The organism is Pseudomonas sp. NY15437 (assembly GCF_048068435.1).
GTDB classification, from domain to species: Bacteria; Pseudomonadota; Gammaproteobacteria; order Pseudomonadales; family Pseudomonadaceae; genus Pseudomonas; species Pseudomonas nitroreducens_B.
Genome location: NZ_JBLUQC010000002.1, coordinates 294239 through 314732, shown reverse-complemented (window position 1 = coordinate 314732; position 20494 = coordinate 294239). Strand labels below are relative to the sequence as shown.

The window sequence follows — 20494 nt, the reverse complement described above, 5'->3', positions numbered from 1 at the left end:
AACATCACGGGAGCTGTAGTCAATGCAAACCCTGAAACGCAGCATGGCTGCGCTGGTCGCCCTGCTGGCCTTGAGCCTGTCGGTTGTCGCGCGGGCTGAACTACCGGACTTCACCCCGCTGGTCGAGAAGGCCTCGCCGGCGGTGGTCAACATCAGTACGACGCAGAAGATTCCCGACCGCTCCAACGCGCAGATGGGCATTCCGGACCTCGACGGCCTGCCGCCGGGCCTGCGCGAATTCTTCGAACGCAGCATTCCCCGCGGCCAGGGCGGCCAGGGGCAGGCGCCCCGTGGCCAGCAGCGCGAAGCGCAGTCGCTGGGTTCGGGCTTCATCATTTCCGATGATGGCTACATCCTCACCAACAACCACGTGGTGGCCGACGCCGACGAGATCCTCGTGCGCCTGTCCGACCGCAGCGAGCACAAGGCCAAGCTGGTCGGTGCCGATCCGCGCAGCGACGTCGCCGTGCTGAAGATCGATGCCAAGAACCTGCCGACCCTCAAGCTGGGCGATTCCGACAAGCTGAAGGTCGGCGAGTGGGTGCTGGCCATCGGTTCGCCGTTCGGCTTCGACCACTCGGTGACCGCCGGTATCGTCAGCGCCAAGGGCCGCAGCCTGCCGAACGAGAACTACGTGCCGTTCATCCAGACCGACGTGGCGATCAACCCCGGCAACTCCGGTGGCCCGCTGCTGAACCTGCAGGGCGAAGTCGTGGGTATCAACTCGCAGATCTTCACCCGTTCCGGCGGCTTCATGGGTCTTTCCTTCGCGATCCCGATCGATGTGGCGCTCAACGTTGCCGATCAGCTCAAGGCCGGCGGCAAGGTCAACCGTGGCTGGCTGGGCGTGGTGATCCAGGAAGTGAACAAGGACCTGGCCGAGTCCTTCGGTCTCGACAAGCCGTCCGGCGCGCTGGTGGCGCAGCTGGTGGAAGACGGTCCGGCCGCCAAGGGCGGGCTGCAGGTGGGTGACGTGATCCTCAGCCTCAACGGCCAGGCGATCAACGAATCCGCCGACCTGCCGCACCTGGTGGGCAACATGAAGCCGGGCGACAAAGCCAGCCTGGAGGTCATCCGCGACAACAAGCGCCAGACCCTCAACCTGACCATCGGCAGCCTGCCGGACGACGACGATGCCGTCGCCGCCGTCGAGGGCAAGGGCGCCGAGCGCAGCAGCAACCGCATGGGCGTGACCGTGGCGGAACTGACTGCCGAGCAGCGCAAGTCCCTGGATATCAAGGGCGGCGTGGTCATCAAGGAAGTGCAGGGCGGTCCGGCGGCCATGATCGGCCTGCGTCCGGGCGACGTCATCACCCACCTGAACAACCGCGCGGTGGATTCCTCGAAAACCTTCAGCGAGATCGCCAAGGCGCTGCCGAAGGACCGTTCGATTTCCATGCGCGTGCTGCGTCAGGGTCGTGCGAGCTTCATCACGTTCAAATTGACCGAGTAAGCCTGTGCACCAGAAAAGGGCGGTTTCGACCGCCCTTTTTCATGCCTGACCGTCCGGCGCGGCGTGACGCCCCGCGCTGTATTCAGGTAAACTCCCCGGCTATTTTTCGGCGGACCACCGCCTTCAGCCTTCCGAGTGTGTTCAGCCGTGAGTGACCTGAGTCATATCCGCAATTTCTCCATCATCGCCCACATCGACCATGGCAAGTCGACGCTGGCAGACCGCTTCATCCAGATGTGCGGCGGCCTCTCCGACCGCGAGATGGAGGCCCAGGTGCTGGACTCCATGGACCTGGAGCGTGAGCGCGGCATCACCATCAAGGCGCACAGCGTCACCCTTCACTACAAGGCGAAGGACGGCAAGACCTACCAGCTGAACTTCATCGATACCCCCGGCCACGTCGACTTCACCTACGAAGTCAGCCGCTCGCTGGCCGCCTGCGAAGGCGCGCTGCTGGTGGTGGATGCCGGCCAGGGCGTGGAAGCGCAGTCGGTCGCCAACTGCTACACCGCCATCGAGCAGGGCCTGGAAGTGATGCCGGTCCTGAACAAGATGGACCTGCCGCAGGCCGACCCGGACCGCGTGAAGGACGAAATCGAAAGCATCATCGGTATCGACGCCACCGACGCCGTGGCCTGCTCGGCCAAGAGCGGCATGGGCGTTGAAGATGTGCTGGAGCGCCTGGTCACCGCCATTCCGGCGCCCGAGGGCGAAATCGATGCGCCGCTGCAGGCGCTGATCATCGACTCCTGGTTCGACAACTACCTGGGCGTGGTCTCGCTGGTGCGGGTGAAGCACGGCCGCGTGAAGAAGGGCGACAAGATCCTGGTGAAATCCACCGGCAAGGTCCACCAGGTGGACAGCGTCGGTGTCTTCACCCCGAAGCACACCGAGACCCCGGACCTCAAGGCCGGCGAAGTGGGCTTCATCATCGCCGGCATCAAGGACATCCTGGGCGCGCCGGTGGGCGACACCCTGACGCTGAACAGCACCCCCGACGTGGACGTGCTGCCGGGCTTCAAGCGCATCAAGCCGCAGGTCTACGCCGGCCTGTTCCCGGTCAGCTCCGATGACTTCGAAGACTTCCGCGAGGCGCTGCAGAAGCTGACGCTGAACGACGCCGCGCTGCAGTACGAGCCGGAGAGCTCCGAGGCCCTGGGCTTCGGCTTCCGCATCGGCTTCCTCGGCATGCTGCACATGGAGATCATCCAGGAGCGCCTGGAGCGCGAGTACGACCTGGACCTGATCACCACCGCGCCGACCGTGATCTTCGAGATCGTGCAGAAGAACGGCGACATCCTCTATGTCGACAACCCGTCCAAGCTGCCCGACCTCTCGTCCATCGACGAGATGCGCGAGCCGATCTGCCGCGCGACCATCCTTGTGCCTCAGGAGCACCTGGGCAACGTCATTACCCTGTGCATCGAGAAGCGCGGTGTCCAGCGCGACATGCACTTCCTCAGCGGCCAGGTCCAGGTGATCTACGATCTGCCGATGAACGAAGTGGTGCTGGACTTCTTCGACCGCCTGAAGTCCACCAGCCGCGGCTATGCTTCGCTGGACTACAGCTTCGATCGCTTCGAACCGGCCAACCTGGTTCGTCTCGATGTGCTGATCAACGGCGAGAAGGTCGACGCCCTCGCCCTGATCGTCCACCGCGACAACGCCCCGTACAAGGGCCGTCAGCTGGTGGAGAAAATGAAGGAATTGATTCCGCGGCAGATGTTCGACGTCGCGATTCAGGCCGCCATCGGTGGGCAGATCATCGCTCGCTCGACGGTCAAGGCGCTCAGGAAGAACGTGCTGGCCAAGTGCTACGGTGGTGACGTGAGCCGTAAGCGCAAGCTGCTGGAGAAGCAGAAGGCCGGTAAGAAAAGGATGAAGCAGGTCGGTAGCGTGGAGATTCCGCAGGAAGCCTTCCTCGCTGTGCTCAAAGTGGACAGTTGAACCCTATGACCCTGAATTTCCCGCTGTTGCTGGTGATTGCCGTTGCGGTATGCGGCGTTCTCGCCCTGGTGGACCTGGTGCTGTTCGCGCCGCGCCGCCGGGCGGCCATTTCCGCCTACGAAGGCTCGGTCAGCGAAGCTGACCCGGAAGTGCTGGAGAAGCTGAACAAAGAGCCGGTGCTGGTCGAGTACGGCAAGTCGTTCTTCCCGGTGCTGTTCATCGTGCTGGTGCTGCGCTCGTTCCTGGTCGAGCCCTTCCAGATCCCGTCGGGCTCGATGAAGCCGACCCTGGAAGTGGGCGATTTCATCCTGGTGAACAAGTTCGCCTACGGCATCCGCCTGCCGGTGCTGGACACCAAGGTGATCCCGATCGGTGACCCGCAGCGTGGCGATGTCATGGTGTTCCGCTACCCCAGCGACCCGAACATCAACTACATCAAGCGCGTCATCGGCGTGCCGGGTGACACCATCCGCTACACCAGCGACAAGCGCCTGTACATCAATGACCAGGCCGTGGCCGAGTCGCTGGTGGGCGAGGAGCCGGGCACCCTGGGCAGCGTGACCCTGTACCAGGAGAAGCTGGGCGCCGTGGAGCACATGATCCGCAAGGAAATGACCCGCTTCCGCATCGAACCGGGCAAGCAGTGGAAAGTGCCGGCCGGCCATTACTTCATGATGGGCGACAACCGCGACAACTCCAACGACAGCCGCTACTGGAACGACCCGAAGATTCCGAAGGACCTGCTGGGCATGGTTCCGGACCGCAATATCGTCGGCAAGGCGTTCGCGGTGTGGATGAGCTGGCCGGATCCGAAGATGCGCAATCTGCCGAACTTCTCACGAGTCGGCGTGATTCACTAAACTTGTGAGACGCTCCAGGCCAGCATGGCTGGAACGGTGCTAGAAAAGGGCGGGGCTGCACGCGGGGAGCGAGGCAGCCCCGCTTCACTTGGACCCGCCGCGGTTGGCGGGCAAATAAGAAAAGATACCGACATGAGGTCGATATGACGTACGCACGTTCGCAGAAGGGCATGTCCTTGCTGAGTTGGCTGGTGGTGCTCGCCGTGGTGGCGTTCCTGGCCAGCGCCGCGTTCAAGGTCATCCCGCATTACCTGGACTACTACGCAATCGAGAAGGCCATTACCTCGGTGGAGACGGACAAGGCCGCCGAAGTGCGCACCGTGCCGGAGTTCTACTCCTATGTCGACAAGGCGCTCATGCTCAACAACATCCGCGACCTGAAGCTGGATGACGCACTGGACGTGAAACTCGAGAACAACGAGTTCCGCGCCCACCTGAAATACGAAAAACGCGAGCCACTGGTGCAGAACATCGACCTGGTGGTCAAATTTGACAAAGAATTCCGTGTACGAATGCCGTGAGTAACAACAGTCTGGATCGACTCGAGCGCAAGCTTGGCTACACCTTTCGCGACCAGGACCTGATGGTCCTGGCGCTGACCCATCGCAGTTTCGCCGGGCGCAACAACGAGCGCCTGGAGTTCCTCGGCGACGCCATCCTCAACTTCGTCATCGGCGAAGCCCTGTTCACCCACTTTCCCCAGGCCCGAGAGGGCCAGCTGTCGCGCCTGCGCGCGCGCCTGGTGAAGGGCGAGACCCTGGCGCTGCTGGCGCGCGGTTTCGAGATCGGCGATTACCTGCGTCTGGGCTCGGGCGAGCTGAAAAGCGGCGGTTACCGCCGCGAGTCGATCCTGGCTGACGCCATGGAGGCGCTGATCGGCGCCATCTACCTGGACACCGGCATGGATTCCGCCCGCGAGCGGATCATGGCCTGGCTCGGCCCGCAGTTGCGCGAGCTGACCCCGGTGGATACCAACAAGGACCCCAAGACCCGCCTGCAGGAATTCCTGCAATCGCGCGGGTGCGAATTGCCGCGTTACGACGTGGTGGATATCCAGGGCGAGCCGCATTGCCGCACCTTCTTCGTGGAGTGCGAGGTGGCCCTGCTGAACGACAAGACCCACGGTCACGGCGGCAGCCGCCGCATCGCCGAGCAGGTGGCCGCCGCCGCCGCGCTGGCAGCCCTGGGCGTGGAGAATGGCCATGAGTGAGCACGAGCAAACCCCGCACGAACCATCCGAGCACGATGAAGCAGGAGCCGTCCGTTGCGGTTACGTCGCCATCGTCGGCCGTCCCAATGTGGGCAAGTCGACCCTGCTCAACCATATCCTCGGGCAGAAGCTGGCGATCACCTCGCGCAAGCCGCAGACCACCCGCCATACCCTGCTGGGCATCAAGACCGAGGGTGACGTGCAGGCCGTGTACGTCGATACCCCCGGCCTGCACAAGGACAACGACAAGGCGCTCAACCGCTACATGAACCGTTCGGCCAGCGCCGCGCTGAAGGACGTCGACGTGGTGATCTTCGTCGTCGACCGCAATCGCTGGACCGACGAAGACCAGATGGTCTACGACAAGGTCAAGTACGTCAGCTGCCCGGTGCTGCTGGCGGTGAACAAGGTCGACCGCATGGAAGACAAGGGCGAGCTGCTGCCGCACCTGCAGTGGCTGGCCGAACAGCTGCCCAACGCCGAAGTCGTGCCGATTTCCGCCCAGCACGGGCAGAACCTCGACGTGCTCGAAGGGCTGGTGGCCGAGCGCCTGCCGGAAAGCGAGCACTTCTTCCCGGAAGACCAGATCACCGACCGCAGCAGCCGCTTCCTGGCCGCCGAACTGGTGCGCGAGAAGATCATGCGCCAGCTGGGCGCCGAGCTTCCCTACCAGGTCACCGTGGAAATCGAAGAGTTCAAGCAGGACGGCCCGATCCTGCACATCCACGCGCTGATCCTGGTGGAACGCGACGGCCAGAAGAATATCATCATCGGCGAGAAGGGCGAGCGCATCAAAAGCATCGGCCAGAACGCCCGCAAGGACATGGAGGTGCTGTTCGACTCCAAGGTCATGCTCAACCTCTGGGTGAAGGTGAAGGGCGGCTGGTCCGACGACGAGCGCGCACTGCGTTCGCTGGGCTACGGCGACCTCTGATCCTCCGGCGCCCCGCGAGCCATCGCGGGGCGCAGCCTGCCGGTGCGTGAGCGCGCCGATATCCCGATTCCCACTCCAGGCGCAGCGCCATGAGCCTCGCTTCTACTGCCCAAGCCGCGTTTGTCCTGCACAGCCGTCCCTACAAGGAAACCAGCGCGCTGGTGGATTTCTTCACCCCGCAGGGGCGCCTGCGCGCCGTGCTGCGCGGTGCGCGGGGCAAGGCCGGTGCGCTGGCGCGGCCGTTCGTGCCGCTGGAAGCTGAATTCCGCGGGCGCAGCGACCTGAAGAACGTCGCGCGCCTGGAGCCCAACGGCATCCCCAACCTGCTCAGTGGCGAGGCGCTGTTCAGCGGCCTGTACCTGAACGAGCTGATGATCCGCCTGCTGCCGGCGGAAGACCCGCACCCCGCCCTGTTCGAACACTACCGCGCGACCCTGCCGCTGCTGGCCGCCGGCAGCCCGCTGGAGCCGCTGCTGCGCGCCTTCGAATGGCGGCTGCTGGACGACCTGGGCTATGGTTTTTCCCTGGACACCGATATCGTCGGCCAGAGCGTGGCGCCGGACGGCCTCTACCGCCTGCTGCCCGACTCGGGCCTGGAGCCGGTCGGCAGCCTGCAGCCAGGCCTGTTCCATGGCGCCGACCTGCTGGCCATGGCCGAAGCCGACTGGAGCGCCCCCGGCGCCCTGGCGGCGGCCAAGCGCCTGATGCGCCAGGCCCTGGCGCCCCACCTTGGCGGCAGACCGCTGGTCAGCCGCGAGCTCTTCATGAATCGCAAGGACACTTCCCGTGACTGAAGCCAACCGTATCCTGCTCGGCGTGAACATCGACCACGTCGCCACCCTGCGCCAGGCCCGCGGCACCCGTTATCCCGACCCGGTGAAAGCCGCGCTGGATGCCGAGGAAGCCGGTGCCGACGGCATCACCGTGCACCTGCGCGAAGATCGCCGGCACATCCAGGACCGCGACGTGCGCGTGCTCGCCGAGGTGCTGCAGACCCGCATGAACTTCGAGATGGGCGTCACCGAGGAGATGATGAAGTTCGCCGAGATCATCCGTCCGGCGCACGTCTGCCTGGTCCCTGAGACCCGCCAGGAACTGACCACCGAGGGCGGCCTGGATGTCGCCGGCCAGGAAGCACGCATCCGCGAAGCGGTGCAGCGCCTGGCGGCCGCCGGCTGCGAGGTGTCGCTGTTCATCGACCCGGATCAGCGCCAGATCGAAGCCTCCGCACGCATCGGCGCGCCGGCGGTGGAATTGCACACCGGCCGCTATGCCGACGCGCACACCCCGGCCGAAGCCGCCCAGGAGCTGGCGCGCATCCGTGACGGCGTGGAGTTCGGCCTGTCCCACGGCCTGATCGTCAACGCCGGCCACGGCCTGCATTACCACAACGCCGAGCCGGTGGCGGCGATTGCCGGCATCAACGAGCTGAACATCGGCCACGCCATCGTTGCCCATGCGCTGTTCGTGGGCTTCAAGCAGGCGGTGGCGGAGATGAAGGCGCTGATCGTGGCGGCGGCGAATCGCTGATTGCTGGCTGATTCGGCGTCGTAGGGCGGGTAACCCGGAACGGGTTATTCGCCGCCATGGTTGATAGGGATTGGGTGGTTCGCGAGCAAGCTCGCTCCTACGAAGAGCACCGCTCGTGCTCGCGAACCCGGCACAAGCTAAGGCTTGCGCGCCACCAGCGTGGCGCGCAGCGGCGCCGGCAGGCCTTCGACGGTGCGGCTGTGGTCCTGCGGGTCGAGGAAGTCCGGCAGCGACTGGTAGCGCATCCACTGCGTGGCGCGTTGCTCTTCCACCGAGGTGCGGCTGATATCGACACTGCGCACGTCGGTGAAACCCGCGCGGCGCAGCCATAGCTCCAGCGCCGGCACCGACGGCAGGAACCACACGTTGCGCATCTGCGCGTAGCGGTCCTCGGGCACCAGCACGGTGTTCACGTCGCCTTCCACCACCAGGGTCTCCAGCACCAGTTCGCCGCCCCGGCGCAGGCAGTCCTTGAGCGCCAGCAGGTGGTCGATGGGCGAGCGGCGGTGATAGAGCACGCCCATGGAGAACACCGTGTCGAAGCCTTCCAGTTTCTCGGGCAGGTCTTCCAGGGCGAACGGCAGATGCCAGGCCGGCAGGTCCGGGAGGTAGCGCTTCATGGCGAGGAATTGGCAGAAGAACAGCCAGTTCGGGTCCACGCCCACCACGCTGCGCGCGCCGGCGCCTAGCATGCGCCATTGGTAGTAGCCATTGCCGCAGCCGACGTCGAGGACACGCTTGCCCACCAGGTCGATGTGCGGCGAGACGCGCTGCCATTTCCAGTCCGAGCGCCATTCGGTGTCGATGTGCACGCCGAACAGGTGGAACGGCCCCTTGCGCCACGGGATCAGCCCTTGCAGGGCGAGTGTGAGCTGGGCACGGGTGCCTTCGTCGCAGGCGCCCTCCAGGTTGAAGCGTTCGCCCAGTTCGACGGCGGACGCCTGCAGCGGCGGCAGGCGGTCCACCGCCGCCAGCCAGCGTTCCAGGTCGCCATGGCCATCCTCGACCTTGGCGGCCAGTTGCGCGGGCAGCGAGGCGGCCCAGGATTCCAGTGGCGTGCCGGCCAGTTCAAGGCGCAGGCGGTCGAGGTCGAAGCGTTCGATCATGGCAGGGCAATCAGGGAAGCGAAGTTGAGGCACTGGAACCAGGGCACCACCTTGGAGAAACCGGCGGCCAGCAGGCGCTCGCGGTGGGTCTCCAGGGTGTCGGGGCGCATCACGTTCTCGATGGCGGTGCGCTTCTGGGCGATTTCCAGTTCGCTGTAGCCATTGGCGCGCTTGAAGTCGATGTGCAGGTCGGTGAGCAGCGCGTGCTCCTGCTCATCGGCGAAGCGCAGTTTTTCCGAGAGGATCAGCGCGCCGCCGGGCAGCAGGGCGCTGTGCAGGCGGGTGAGCAGGCCCAGGCGTTGCTCGGGGGCGATGAACTGCAGGGTGAAGTTCAGCGCGATCAGCGAGCAGGGCTTGAGGTCCAGCGTCAGGATATCCGCCTCGATCAGTTCGACCGGCAGCAGTTCCTGGTGCATGGCGTCCTGGGCGCGCAGGTACTCGCCGCAGCGCTCGATCATCGGCGCGGAGTTGTCGACGCCGATGACGCGGCAGCCTTCGGTCTTCACATGGCGGCGCAGCGCCTGGGTCACGGCGCCCAGCGAGCAGCCGAGGTCGTAGAGCACGCTGTGGGGCGCGGCAAAACGCGCACCGAGCACGCCGATGTTCTCGACGATGGTGGGGTAGCCCGGCACCGATCGCTTGATCATGTCCGGGAAGACGCGCACCACGTCCTCGTTGAAGGTGAAGTCGGGAACCTGGCTTTGCGGCTGGGCGAAGATGCGGTCGGATTCGCTCACGCTGGATGGGGCCTCGTTGCGCTGAACAGGCAAGCGGGCGCGGCGCGCCCGGTTTGCCGGGGCGCGCATTGTAGCCGAGGCGCAGGGTGCGCCCAAGCTTCAGCCGATAAGGGTCACTTGAGCTGGTCGGAGAAGTACTCGCCGGCGCCCTGCAGCGGGCCGAGGGGGTTCTTCTTGTCTTCCATGCGGCGGATGTTCGGTTCGCCGTTGCTGGTCTTGTGCACCACCACGTCGTCGATCAGCACGAACACCGGACGGAACGACCAGCCCTGCACCTGGCGGCGCTTGCGGAAGTTGAAGATGTCCGCCCAGAAGCTGCCCACGCGCTGGCTGTCGGTCTTGTTGAAGTCGAAGGCATAGCCGATGCAGCGGTCCTTGGCCTGCAGGCAGGTCACCAGGCCGTCGGGCAGGTAGTCGATGGGAATGTTGGGTTGCACGAAGAGCAGGCGCACGTCGATGAACGACAGCATCTTCGCATTGCCTTGGGACAGCGGATCGAAGCCCAGCGCATAGAGCTGCGACTTGGTGGTCTTGCCGGGATCGACCTGGTTGTAGCGGCTCTGTGCGTCCTGGTAATCCAGGAAGGGCGATTGCACTTCCGCGCGTTCACTGGGCAGCAGGCTGCCACAGGCCGAGAGGATCAGGCAGGCTCCCAGCAACAACATCGAGCGACCTACTGCACGCATGGAGCTCCCCTTTTCCCAGTCTCTTATGATTGATCTATAGCCGATGACAGAGGGCTCTGCCGGACTTTTCTCACGCCTTTGCAGGGCTAGTCAACGGCGATGCCGTAACCCTGCATCAGGGGTTTCCACTGGTCGTTGCGGCGCAGTTCGCGCAGGCCCTCGTCGAGGTCGTCCAGGCGCTCGCGCACGCCTTCCAGCCGCGGATTGAGCGCGACATACATGGGACGTTTATCGGCGAGCTCGCCGGCGGCTTGAATGCGCCCGGACAGCCCGTGGCGGTGCAGGTAGTGCTCGACGATCTGGCTGTCTTCGAGCAGCACGGTGATACGCCCCAGCAGCAGCTTCTGGATATTGCGCTCGAGGACCTTCTCGCCGCTGAGCACCTGTACCTGTTCGAGGTTGCTCAGGTGTTCGTCGCGCCAGGCATCGAGCTCCTTGCCGTAGGAGTATCCCTGGGCCAGGCCGATGGATTGGCTGCTCAGCGAGGCCGGGCCTTTCCAGGTCCAGGGATTGTCGCTGCGCACGTAGAAGCGCATGGTCACCCAGCCGATGGGTTCCTCGCCGATCAGCAACTGCGCGGACTCCTCGCTGTAGGCGCCGACCACGCCATCCACCAGGCCTTCGCGGGCCATCTGCAGGGCGCGCGGCCAGGGCAGCGGTTCGAAGCGTGGCGGCTGCGGCAACACCTGGCCGAGGGCCTCGAGCAGGTAGCCGGGCTTGTCCGGATCGTCCGGGCAGAGGTAGGGGCACCAGTCGTCGCCGGCCAGGCGCAGGGGTTCGGCGCTGGCCAGCGCCGAACAGAGCAGGAGCAGCGGTGACGCGAGTCGCAGCATGTCAGGCCCGGGAAGTGGTGGGGTCTTCCGAGTATGGCAGAGCGATGTGACGGGATGTCACCGAGGCGGCGATACCGAGCTGGCCGAGCCAGTAGGTCAGCATGATGGCGTAGGAGGCGCCGTCGAAGGCGGCGACGAAGCGGCTGATGCCGATCATCGCGTCGGAGCTGACGAACAGCAGCGCGCCGAGAGCGGCGCACGCGCGGCTTGCGTTGGCGATGCCGGGTACGCCGAGGCGGGCGATGGCGCGCCAGAGCATGGCGCTGATGGTCAGGCTGTACAGCGCGATGGGCACGAGCAGCGGGCCCAGGCCGCGGCTGTAGAGCAGGGCGAACAGACCGCCGCCCAGGGTGCCTGCGATCAACAGGCCGAGCGGGGCGACGCGGCGGGTATCGCCCAGGTAGGCCGCGAGGTAGGCGAGGTGCGCCAGCAGGAAGGCGGCAAGGCCGGGCACGAAGGCATTGATCGGCCATTCCAGCAGGATGTCGCCGAGCATCGACAGCACCAGGCCGACGGCAACCCAGCGGCGATAGCCGTCGGCGGGGCTGCCGAGTATCCACAACAACATGGCCAGCACGGGCAGCGGCTTGCACAGCATGCGCAGGGCAGGCAGGTCGAAGGTGACGGCGAACAGGTAGGCGGCAGCGCCGATCAGTGCCAAGAGTGCCCAGCGCATGGGGTTCCCTCCCGAGGAAATGAACGCCTACTGTGCCGTAGCGCGGCGCCCCGGCCACAGGCCGAAGGCGTCAGGGTGAGGAGCTTATGGCGCCTTATTTCACCGCGATGGGGCAGACGAACGTCTTGGCCGGCGGCACTTCTGCCTCCCACGGACGGCGGTAGGCCAGTTCCAGCGTGTCCTCGCCGGCGGCGGTTACGCGGAAGCGCCAGGTGGATTCGCCGGCGCTGCCGACCAGGCCCACGTCCTCCGGGTTGCTGTACACCTCGGGGCCGAGCGCGCGTAGCAGACCGTTGGCGGCGTTGCGCAGCTCCCAGCGGAAGCCGGTGGTGGGGTTGCTCGGCAGGATCAGCACCAGCTCCTGGCCGGTGTGCAGTTTCAGCGGCTTGCAGTCGCTGGCGTCTTCCAGGGTGACCACGGGTTTGCTCTGCCCGGCGCAGCCGGCGAGCAGGGCCAGGGTGAGGGGCAGCAACGGGCGGTACGACGGCATGACGGCTCCTGAGTGGGGACAGGTTGGGGCGCAGGATACCGCAATCGTGGGAGAAGTAGAGGTTTCGCGGGGCGGGATATGTAGGGCGGCTGGCGCCAGCCTGTAGGCGCGCCCCGTGGGCGCGTGCCCTCGCAATGTCGGCTGTCGTAGGAGCGGACCATGTCCGCGAAATCCTGCGCGGAAGAATCGGCTCCGACCGGGAGCGCATTTGCCTCCTGCCTGCGTAGGAGCGGACTTTGTCCGCGATCAGCGCTGTGCCGTGCGGTTCGCGAGCAAGCTCGCTCCTACAAGGGCAGGAGCGAGCCGATCGGTCGCAGGGTTCAAACGGGGAACAGCACCCTCGCCACATCCCCGAAGCGCCGGGCGAAATGCACCGTCAGGCCTTCCTTCAGGTACTCCGGCAGCTCCTCGAAGTCGCCACGGTTGGGCTCGGGCAGGATCAGCTCGAAGATCTTCTGCCGCCGCGCCGCGATGACCTTCTCGCGCACTCCGCCAATGGGCAGTACCTGGCCGGTGAGGGTCAGCTCGCCGGTCATGGCCACGCCCTTTTTCGGCGCCTGGTTGCGCGCCAGCGACAGCAGCGCGCTGGCCATGGTCACGCCGGCGCTGGGGCCGTCCTTGGGCGTGGCGCCCTCGGGTACGTGGAGGTGCACGAAGGCCTGGTCGAAGAAGGTCGACTCGCCGCCGTACTTCTTCAGGTTCGAGCTGATATAGCTGTAGGCGATCTCCGCCGACTCCTTCATCACGTCTCCCAGTTGCCCGGTGAGCTTGAAGCCGCGGTTGAGCGTGTGGATGCGCGTCGCCTCGATGGGCAGGGTCGCGCCGCCCATGCTGGTCCAGGCAAGCCCGGTGATCACGCCGATCCCGGACAGCACCTGCTCGGTACGGAACACCGGCATGCCCAGGTACTGCTCCAGGTCCTTGGCGCCGATCTTCACCACCGAGTCCGGGTCTTCCAGCAGCTTCATCACCGACTTGCGCACCAGCTTGCCGAGCACTTTTTCCAGCTGGCGCACGCCGGCCTCGCGGGCGTAGCCCTCGATCACCGCGCGCAGGGCGGCGTCGTTGATCGACACCCGATGCTTGGGCACGCCGGCTTTTTCCAGCTGCTTGGGCCACAGGTGACGCTTGGCGATGGCCAGCTTCTCCTCGGCGATGTAGCCGGAGAGGCGGATGACTTCCATGCGGTCCAGCAGCGGGCCGGGGATGGAGTCCAGGGTGTTGGCGGTGCAGACGAACAGCACCTTGGACAGGTCCAGGCGCAGGTCCAGGTAGTGGTCGAGGAACTCCACGTTCTGCTCCGGATCCAGCGTCTCCAGCAGCGCCGAGGCGGGGTCGCCCTGGTAGCTGCTGCCGAGCTTGTCGATCTCGTCGAGCATGATCACCGGGTTCATCACCTCCACTTCCTTCAGCGCCTGCACCAGCTTGCCGGGCAGGGCGCCGATGTAGGTACGGCGATGGCCCTTGATCTCGGCCTCGTCACGCATGCCGCCGACGCTGAAGCGATAGAACGGCCGCCCCAGGCTCTCGGCGATGGACTTGCCGATGCTGGTTTTGCCCACGCCGGGCGGGCCGACCAGGAGCACGATGGAGCCGGCGATCTCGCCCTTGAAGGTGCCCACCGCGAGGAATTCGAGGATGCGGTCCTTCACGTCTTCCAGGCCGGAATGGTGCCGGTCGAGGACCTTGCGGGCGTGCTTGAGGTCGAGCTTGTCGACGCCCATCAGGCCCCATGGCACCGAGGTTGCCCAGTCGAGGTAATTGCGCGTGACGGCGTACTCGGGCGAGCCGGTCTCGAGGATCGACAGCTTGTTCAGCTCCTCGTCGATGCGCTTCTTCGCCTGCTCGGGCAGGGTCTTGCCCTCCAGGCGTGCGCGGAATTCGTCGGAGTCGGCGCTCTTGTCGTCCTTGGTGATGCCCAGTTCCTGCTGGATGATCTTCAGCTGTTCCTGCAGGAAGAACTCGCGCTGGCGCTCGCCGATCTTGCGATTGACCTCGGCGGACAGCTCTTTCTGCAGCCGCGCGACTTCCACTTCCTTGCGCAGCAGCGGCAGCACCTTCTCCATGCGCTTGAGGATCGGCACGGTATCGAGCACGCCCTGCAGCTCGGAGCCGGGGGCGGTGGTCAGCGCGGCGGCGAAATCGGTCAGCGGCGACGGGTCGTTGGGGTTGAAGCGGTTGAGGTAGTTCTTCAGCTCTTCGCTGTACAGCGGGTTGAGCGGCAGCAGCTCCTTGATCGCGTTGATCAGGGCCATGCCGTAGGCCTTCACCTCGTCGCTCGGGTCGCTGGGGGTGTGCGGGTACTCCACCTCCACCAGGAAGGGCGGGCGATGGCGCTTGATCCAGCCGCGGATGCGCACGCGCGAGAGGCCCTGGGCGACGAACTGCAGCTTGCCTCCCTCGCGGCTGGCGTGGTGCACGCGCACCAGGGTGCCGTGCTCGGGCAGGCTGTCCGGGTCGAAATGGCGCGGGTCTTCCGGCGGGTTCTCCATGAAGAACAGCGCCAGGCTGTGGTGTTCGGTCTTGGCGACCAGCTCCAGCGTCTCGGCCCACGGCTCCTCGTTGACGATCACCGGCAGCACCTGCGCCGGGAAGAACGGGCGGTTGTGGATCGGGATGACGTAGACCGTGGTCGGCAGGTTCTGCCCCGGCAGCACCAGCCCGGTGTTGCTGACCTCTTCGGCGCTATGGATATCGTGAATCTCGTCGTGGTCGCTCATGAGGCACCTGACTGATTGAACATGACAGTCTAGATGGGGAAACCGGCGCGGGGTTTCAATCCCATTTTTCAGCAATGTGCCTGAAGATGTTGCGGCCCACGTGTGCTCGCAAAGCTCAGGGGCGACGCGGCCGCAGGAAATCGCTGGGCGGCCGGCCGAACTGGCGGCTGAACATCGCGCTGAAGGCGCTGGGCGTGCTGTAGCCCACGTCCAGCGCCACGCTCAGCACGCTGTCGCCCAGCGCCAGGCGCTCCAGGGCGGTCAGCAGGCGCGCCTGTTGCCGCCATTGGCCGAAGGTCAGCCCGGTTTCGGCGAAGAACCAGCGTTGCACCGTCTTGCTGTCCACGCTCAGCCGCGCGGCCCACTGGGCGAGGCTCGCGCTGTCGCCGGGCTGCGCCTGGATGGCCTGGCACAGCGCGCGCAGGCGTGGATGGGCAGGCAGCGGCAGGTGCAACGGCAGCATGGGGTCTTCGCGCAACTCGTCGAGCACCAGGCCTAGCACCCGACCGTCGCGGGAGTCCGGCGTGACCTCGCCACTGATCGACAGCGCGGCGAGGATCAGCTCCCGCAGCAGCGGCGACACCGCCAGCACGCAGCAGTCCGGCGGCAGGTGCGGGGCGCTGCCCGGCTCCACATACAGGGTGCGCACCTGCACCTCGCCGACCATGCGCGTCCAGTGCTCGACGCCGGCGGGTATCCACAGGCCGCGGTTGTCCGGCACCACCCACTGGCCGCTGGCGCTGCCCACCACCAGCACGCCGCGCACGGCATACAGCAGTTGCGCGCGGTGGTGGCTGTGCGCGGGCACCTGATGGCCGTCGGGAAAATCCAGCGCGACCGCCGCCACCGGGCTGGCGGCCCGTTCGTCGCCGTGGTTCTCCAGCGGTTGGGGCGGAATGTCCTTTTTGCGCATGTGCATGCCTGTTTGTCGTTAGACGACCACTTTCGCCCATCGCTAGGCTGCTGAACAGTCCTCCTCTGCCCGATGATCTTCGTCATGACCGAGCTTCCCCTGAACGCACTGGCCGCCATCTCCGAACAACTGGCGCGCATCGCCGGCCTGCTCGAACACGCCCTGCCGGCGCGCCCCGCGCTGGCGCTGGAAGAAGGCGCCATCGCCCACCTGTGGGAGTACCGCCAGGGCCAGCCGCGCCTGACGCCGGTGATCGAGCCGGCGCTGATCGCCTTCGACGACCTGCGCAACGTCGAGCGCCAGAAAGCGCTGATCGAGCAGAACACCCGCCAGTTCGTCTCCGGCCGCCCGGCGAACAACGTCCTGCTGACCGGCGCCCGCGGCACCGGCAAGAGCTCGCTGGTGAAGGCCTGCCTGCACGCCTTCCATGCCGAAGGGTTGCGCCTGATCGAAGTGGACAAGGAGCACCTGGCCGACCTGCCGCAGATCATCGACCTGCTGCGCCATCGCCCGGAGCGCTTCATCCTGTTCTGCGACGACCTGTCCTTCGAGGACGGCGAGACCGGCTACAAGGGCCTGAAAACCGTACTGGATGGTTCGGTGGCGGGGCAGTCCGGCAACGTGCTGATCTATGCCACGTCCAACCGCCGCCACCTGCTGGCCGAGCGCGCCGAGGACAACCTGTCCTTCCAGCGCAGCGAGAGCGGCGAACTGCACCCCGGCGAGGCGGTGGAGGAGAAGATCTCGCTCTCCGAGCGCTTCGGCCTGTGGATATCCTTCTATGCCTTCAGCCAGGAGCAGTACCTGGAGGCGGTCGCCCGCTGGCTGGAATACCACGGCCTGGGCGGCGTGCAGCCGGAGGAGTGGGAGCAGGCGGCGATCCGCTGGGCGACCCATCGCGGGTCGCGGTCCGGGCGGATCGCCGCGCAATTCGCCCGGGATTACGCCGGGCGGCAGCGCTAGCACATCAGAACGCGACCTTGATCCCCGCCTGGATGCCGCGCCCGCCGGCCGGCACGCTGTCGCGCAGGATGGAGCTGGCGTAGCGCACGGTCTGGTTGGTCAGGTTCTCGCCCTTGACGAAGGCCAGCCAGCGGCTGTCGCCCAGGTCGAAGCGGTAGCCGACGCTGGCGCCCAGGGTGGTGTAGCCGTCGGTGCGCAGCTCGTTCTCGGGCACGCGGTTCTGGTCGGCGGCGTATTCCACATCGACCCGCGCCTGCCATTGCTGCAACTCCCAGAGCAGCGCGCTGTTCAGGCGCAGCGGGGCGATGCGCGGCAGGGCCTCGCCGGTGTCCTTGTTCTTCGCGCGGGTGTAATCGCCGGACAGCTCCAGGTCGAAGCGGCCGTAGGGGCTGTCCAGCAGGTGGATGCGGTCCTGCGCCTCGACGCCGTAGAAGTCCGCCTTCACGCCGCTGTAGAGGTACTCGGGCAGCGCCTCGTCGTCACCGGCGTCCACCAGCGCGCCTTCCTCGTCGCGATAACGCCCGCTGGCCAGCAGCCCGATGTAGTTGGAAAAGCGGCTGTAGAACACGCCGACGCTGCCCTTGTGACGGCCGCTGTCGAAGCGCAGGGCGAGGTCGGTGGAGACGGCCTTTTCCTTGCTCGCGTCGGCGTCGCCCACTTCATAGGTGCCGGTGGCGGCATGGGCGCCGTTGGCGTACAGCTCATAGAAGGTCGGCGCGCGCTCGGTGTAGGCCAGGGTGCCGGCCAGCGACCAGATCGGCGTCAGGGTGTACACCGCGCCGGTGGACAGGCTGCCGGCGGTGAAGCTGCGCGCGTCGTCGTTCTCGGCGAAGCGCTCGTTGTCCTTGGCGTTGGGCGCGATGCGCGTGTGCTCGACGCGGCCGCCCAGGTTCAGCGCCAGGCGCTCGCTGGCCTGCCAGTTCTCCAGGAAGAACAGCGCGGTGCTGTCGGTCTCGGTGTGCGGCACGAACGCTTCTTCGCCCAGCGCGGAGAAGCGGCTGTTGGCGACCTGCGCGCCGACCACGCCGTCCAGCGGGCCGATGGGCTGGTGCCGTGCCTCGATGCGGGCCTCGTAGCCGTCGTTCTTGAAGGTGGTGCCGGTCTCGCCGTCCTCGATTTCCTTGTGCTGGTACTCGGTGTAGGCGGCGTCCAGCTTCACCGAGCTGAACGGACCGTCGAGGTCGCGGATTTCCGAGGCGAAGGCGTAGCGGTCCTGCAGCATCTTCAGGCGCACGTCGTCTTCGGCGGGGGAGCCGTAGTTGCTGTCGTAGCCGCTGTAGGAGAGGCCGGCATAGCCGTGGTCCCAGTGGTAGCTGCCGCCAACGGCGCCGCTGTCCTGGCGGCCATCGCTGTTGTCCACGCGATGTTTCGCGTCGTCGCCGTCCACCTGGCGCTGCCGCCCGGAGTGGGCGTAGCCGGGGATGCGCAGGTCGTTGAACTCGCGGGAGCCGGCATCCAGGTGCAGGGCGAAGTGGCCGTCGCCGGCTTCCAGCGCGCCGGCGGCGCTGCGGGTGGTGTCCGCGCCGCCGTAACGCAGCTCGCCCTGGCCGTGGATACCGTCCACCGGTTCGCTGGGAATGCGGTTGTCGAAGCTGTTGATCACGCCGCCGATGGCGTTGCCGCCGTAGAGCAGGGCGGCCGGGCCGCGCACGACTTCGATGCGCTCGACCACGTTGGGGTCTTCCGGCACGGCGTGGTCGTAGGACAGCGACGAGGCGTCCGCGCGCCCACGCCATTGCGCAGCAGGCGGATGCGGTCGCCGTCCATGCCGCGGATCACCGGGCGGCTGGCGCCGGGGCCGAACCAGGTGGAGGACACGCCCGGCGTGCCGTTGAGGGTTTCACCCAGGCTGCCTTTCTGCCGCAGGGTCAGCTGGTCGCCCTGCAGGACGCTGCTCGGTGCGGCGGGGGAGGCGTCACCCAGCGGGTTGGCGGTAATCACCTGGGGCTCCAGCTCGGTGGGCGCGGCCTCGGCCAGCGAGGGTGCGCCGGCGCACAGGGCCAGGCCCAGCGGGGCCAGACGCCAGCGCGGACGGGGAAGGGATGGGGGCATGACAACTCCTGGTTTTTCTTCTGGCAAAGCGAACCCCTCCCTGGTGATCAGGGATTGCGCCAGGCGGCAGGGAAGGGGGAATGGAAAGGCGCTATTTGTTATAACATAACATATCTATTGGTTAGCAAGAATTTCTCGCTTAGATGCTTTTGTGCTGGCGCTGTCTGGAGTTGCGCTCGGTTGCACCTGCTGCTGGGCAGGCGTACGAATTTTCCGTACCATGCTCAAAATTTGATCACCCAGCGCCATGTTCGATACCCGACTCGCCACGCTGTCCGACCAGACCGACCAGCACGTCCATGGCCATCACCAACTGGTGATGTGCCTGAGCGGCCGCGCGGAATTCGCCATTGGCGGCGCTGGTGGTGAGGTCTGCCGCATGCGCGCTTGCCTGGTGCCGGGGGAGATCGATCATGAATTCGCCGGGCTGGGCGACAACCGCCTGCTGATCGTCGATCTCGACGAAGCCGGCGCGGCCGAGCAGGACCGCGACCTGCTGGCGCGGTTGTTCGAGGTGCCGCGCTACCCGACCCTGGATGCGGATTTCCAGCACCTGCTCAGCTACGCGGGGGCGGAAATCGCTCGCTACGGCGGCGACCCGCTGCTCGCTCGCGCCCTCGGCGGCGTGCTGCTGCGGGCCCTGCACCTGCGTCTGTTCGGCGAGGACCGCGCGCCGCGCCAGGGGCCGCTGGACCTGGAGCGGCTGGACGGCTACATCGCCGATCACCTGTCGCGGCGCATCACGGTGGCGGAGCTTGCGCAGGTGGCCTGCCTGAGCCCCAGTCACTTCCACGCGCAGTTCAAGGACCGCGTCGGCCTCACGCCGCACCAGTACCTGCTGCGCCAGCGCCTGGATCGCGCCGCGCGCCTGCTGCGCGAAACCGACCTGCCGCTGGTCGGCGTCGCCGGCGAATGCGGCTTCTCCAGCCAGAGCGCGCTGACCACCGCCATGCGCCGTTACCTCGGCCTGACCCCGGGCAGCCTGCGCCGCAGCTGAGGCCCACGGCCCGCGCGCCGTGGTTTGCTGATCGAGTGGTCAGTGGCGCGCCGGCGGTTGCCGGAGCTTTTTGCAAGAACTCCAGAGCTTTCGGCAAGAATTCTCCAAGGTGCAACCCCTAGAGTCCGCCCACCGTGTTGCAGGTGCAACCCGGTCATACCAAGAACAATAGCCAGCTCGATACGCGGGAGGGGCAGCATGCCCATCACCGGTTCAGACTTCGCCCCTCGCGCGCCCGTAGCCGGCCGCGCCACCGCCTCCACGGCCCGGCCCGCAGCGCCCCCCCGTGGCCGCGCGCCGTCCGCCCTCGGACCAATGGCGCCATCCCTGTCGATGCTTTCTGTACAATCCGCGCCCTCGCGCGCCGGCCACCCCCTGCCGCACCTT

The 20494-nt window shown here is 66.4% G+C and carries 18 protein-coding genes and 1 pseudogene; 10 read left to right on the top strand and 9 right to left on the bottom strand.

Translation table 11 applies throughout. The features are described from left to right. Positions 1-22 precede the first annotated feature (22 nt). The 8 genes from ACNFIA_RS05585 (at position 23) to pdxJ (ending at position 7934) form a co-directional block, all read left to right on the top strand. Positions 23-1453 (top strand): DegQ family serine endoprotease, encoded by a 1431-nt coding sequence (locus ACNFIA_RS05585; protein ID WP_259753324.1) that lies wholly within the window; start codon positions 23-25, stop codon positions 1451-1453. A 147-nt stretch (positions 1454-1600) separates the two neighbouring features. Beyond that, the gene (lepA, locus tag ACNFIA_RS05580; protein ID WP_259753325.1) at positions 1601-3400 is read left to right on the top strand and encodes a translation elongation factor 4; all 1800 of its coding nucleotides are present in this window, start codon (positions 1601-1603) and stop codon (positions 3398-3400) included. Positions 3401-3405: 5 nt separating this feature from the next. Continuing rightward, positions 3406-4260, top strand: coding sequence for a signal peptidase I (gene lepB / locus ACNFIA_RS05575; protein ID WP_416783332.1), 855 nt, complete (start codon positions 3406-3408; stop codon positions 4258-4260). A gap of 143 nt (positions 4261-4403) precedes the next feature. Continuing rightward, complete coding sequence (locus tag ACNFIA_RS05570) at positions 4404-4781, top strand: DUF4845 domain-containing protein (protein ID WP_259753327.1); 378 nt, start codon at positions 4404-4406, stop codon at positions 4779-4781. Continuing rightward, on the top strand, positions 4778-5470 hold the full coding sequence (rnc, locus tag ACNFIA_RS05565; protein WP_024765542.1) for a ribonuclease III: 693 nt from the start codon (positions 4778-4780) through the stop codon (positions 5468-5470). Before ACNFIA_RS05570 ends, rnc begins: the two co-directional genes overlap by 4 nt. After that, positions 5463-6404, top strand: coding sequence for a GTPase Era (gene era / locus ACNFIA_RS05560; RefSeq protein ID WP_416783330.1), 942 nt, complete (start codon positions 5463-5465; stop codon positions 6402-6404). Before rnc ends, era begins: the two co-directional genes overlap by 8 nt. A gap of 89 nt (positions 6405-6493) precedes the next feature. Continuing rightward, entirely contained in the window at positions 6494-7198 is a 705-nt protein-coding gene (gene recO, locus ACNFIA_RS05555) for a DNA repair protein RecO (RefSeq protein WP_259753329.1), read from the top strand. Then, on the top strand, positions 7191-7934 hold the full coding sequence (pdxJ, locus tag ACNFIA_RS05550; RefSeq protein WP_416783328.1) for a pyridoxine 5'-phosphate synthase: 744 nt from the start codon (positions 7191-7193) through the stop codon (positions 7932-7934). The genes recO and pdxJ overlap by 8 nt, the downstream gene beginning before the upstream one ends. Positions 7935-8071: 137 nt before the next feature. Here pdxJ and cmoB read toward each other — a convergent pair whose 3' ends face one another. The 8 genes from cmoB to ACNFIA_RS05510 form a co-directional block, all read right to left on the bottom strand. Then, on the bottom strand, positions 8072-9040 hold the full coding sequence (cmoB, locus tag ACNFIA_RS05545) for a tRNA 5-methoxyuridine(34)/uridine 5-oxyacetic acid(34) synthase CmoB (RefSeq protein ID WP_416783326.1): 969 nt from the start codon (positions 9038-9040) through the stop codon (positions 8072-8074). Then, positions 9037-9777 carry a carboxy-S-adenosyl-L-methionine synthase CmoA gene (cmoA, locus tag ACNFIA_RS05540; RefSeq protein WP_416783323.1) on the bottom strand — a complete coding sequence of 247 codons (741 nt, stop codon included), beginning with the start codon at positions 9775-9777 and terminating at the stop codon, positions 9037-9039. Before cmoA ends, cmoB begins: the two co-directional genes overlap by 4 nt. A 113-nt stretch (positions 9778-9890) precedes the next feature. Continuing rightward, a complete protein-coding gene (locus tag ACNFIA_RS05535) occupies positions 9891-10463 on the bottom strand; it encodes a hypothetical protein (protein WP_259753333.1) in 573 nt (190 codons plus the stop codon). Between the two features lie 86 nt (positions 10464-10549). Then, a complete protein-coding gene (locus ACNFIA_RS05530) occupies positions 10550-11296 on the bottom strand; it encodes a substrate-binding periplasmic protein (RefSeq protein WP_259753334.1) in 747 nt (248 codons plus the stop codon). A 1-nt stretch (position 11297) separates the two neighbouring features. Further along, positions 11298-11972, bottom strand: coding sequence for a lysoplasmalogenase (locus ACNFIA_RS05525; RefSeq protein WP_416783321.1), 675 nt, complete (start codon positions 11970-11972; stop codon positions 11298-11300). Positions 11973-12066: 94 nt separating this feature from the next. Further along, positions 12067-12462 carry a protease inhibitor I42 family protein gene (locus ACNFIA_RS05520; protein WP_416783320.1) on the bottom strand — a complete coding sequence of 132 codons (396 nt, stop codon included), beginning with the start codon at positions 12460-12462 and terminating at the stop codon, positions 12067-12069. 320 nt (positions 12463-12782) lie between these two features. Continuing rightward, positions 12783-15182 carry an endopeptidase La gene (gene lon, locus ACNFIA_RS05515; RefSeq protein WP_416783318.1) on the bottom strand — a complete coding sequence of 800 codons (2400 nt, stop codon included), beginning with the start codon at positions 15180-15182 and terminating at the stop codon, positions 12783-12785. Positions 15183-15297: 115 nt separating this feature from the next. Then, positions 15298-16095, bottom strand: a complete 798-nt coding sequence (locus tag ACNFIA_RS05510; protein ID WP_416783734.1) for an AraC family transcriptional regulator — start codon at positions 16093-16095, stop codon at positions 15298-15300. Positions 16096-16179: 84 nt separating this feature from the next. Here ACNFIA_RS05510 and ACNFIA_RS05505 point away from each other — a divergent pair, with 84 nt between their 5' ends. Beyond that, entirely contained in the window at positions 16180-17058 is an 879-nt protein-coding gene (locus ACNFIA_RS05505) for an ATP-binding protein (RefSeq protein ID WP_416783317.1), read from the top strand. A gap of 4 nt (positions 17059-17062) precedes the next feature. On the opposite strand, the pseudogene ACNFIA_RS05500 reads toward ACNFIA_RS05505, so the two are convergent. Continuing rightward, positions 17063-19110: pseudogene (locus ACNFIA_RS05500) on the bottom strand (TonB-dependent receptor). A 247-nt stretch (positions 19111-19357) separates the two neighbouring features. On the opposite strand from ACNFIA_RS05500, the gene ACNFIA_RS05495 reads away from it, so the two are divergent. Beyond that, on the top strand, positions 19358-20107 hold the full coding sequence (locus tag ACNFIA_RS05495; protein WP_416783315.1) for a helix-turn-helix domain-containing protein: 750 nt from the start codon (positions 19358-19360) through the stop codon (positions 20105-20107). Positions 20108-20494 lie beyond the last annotated feature (387 nt).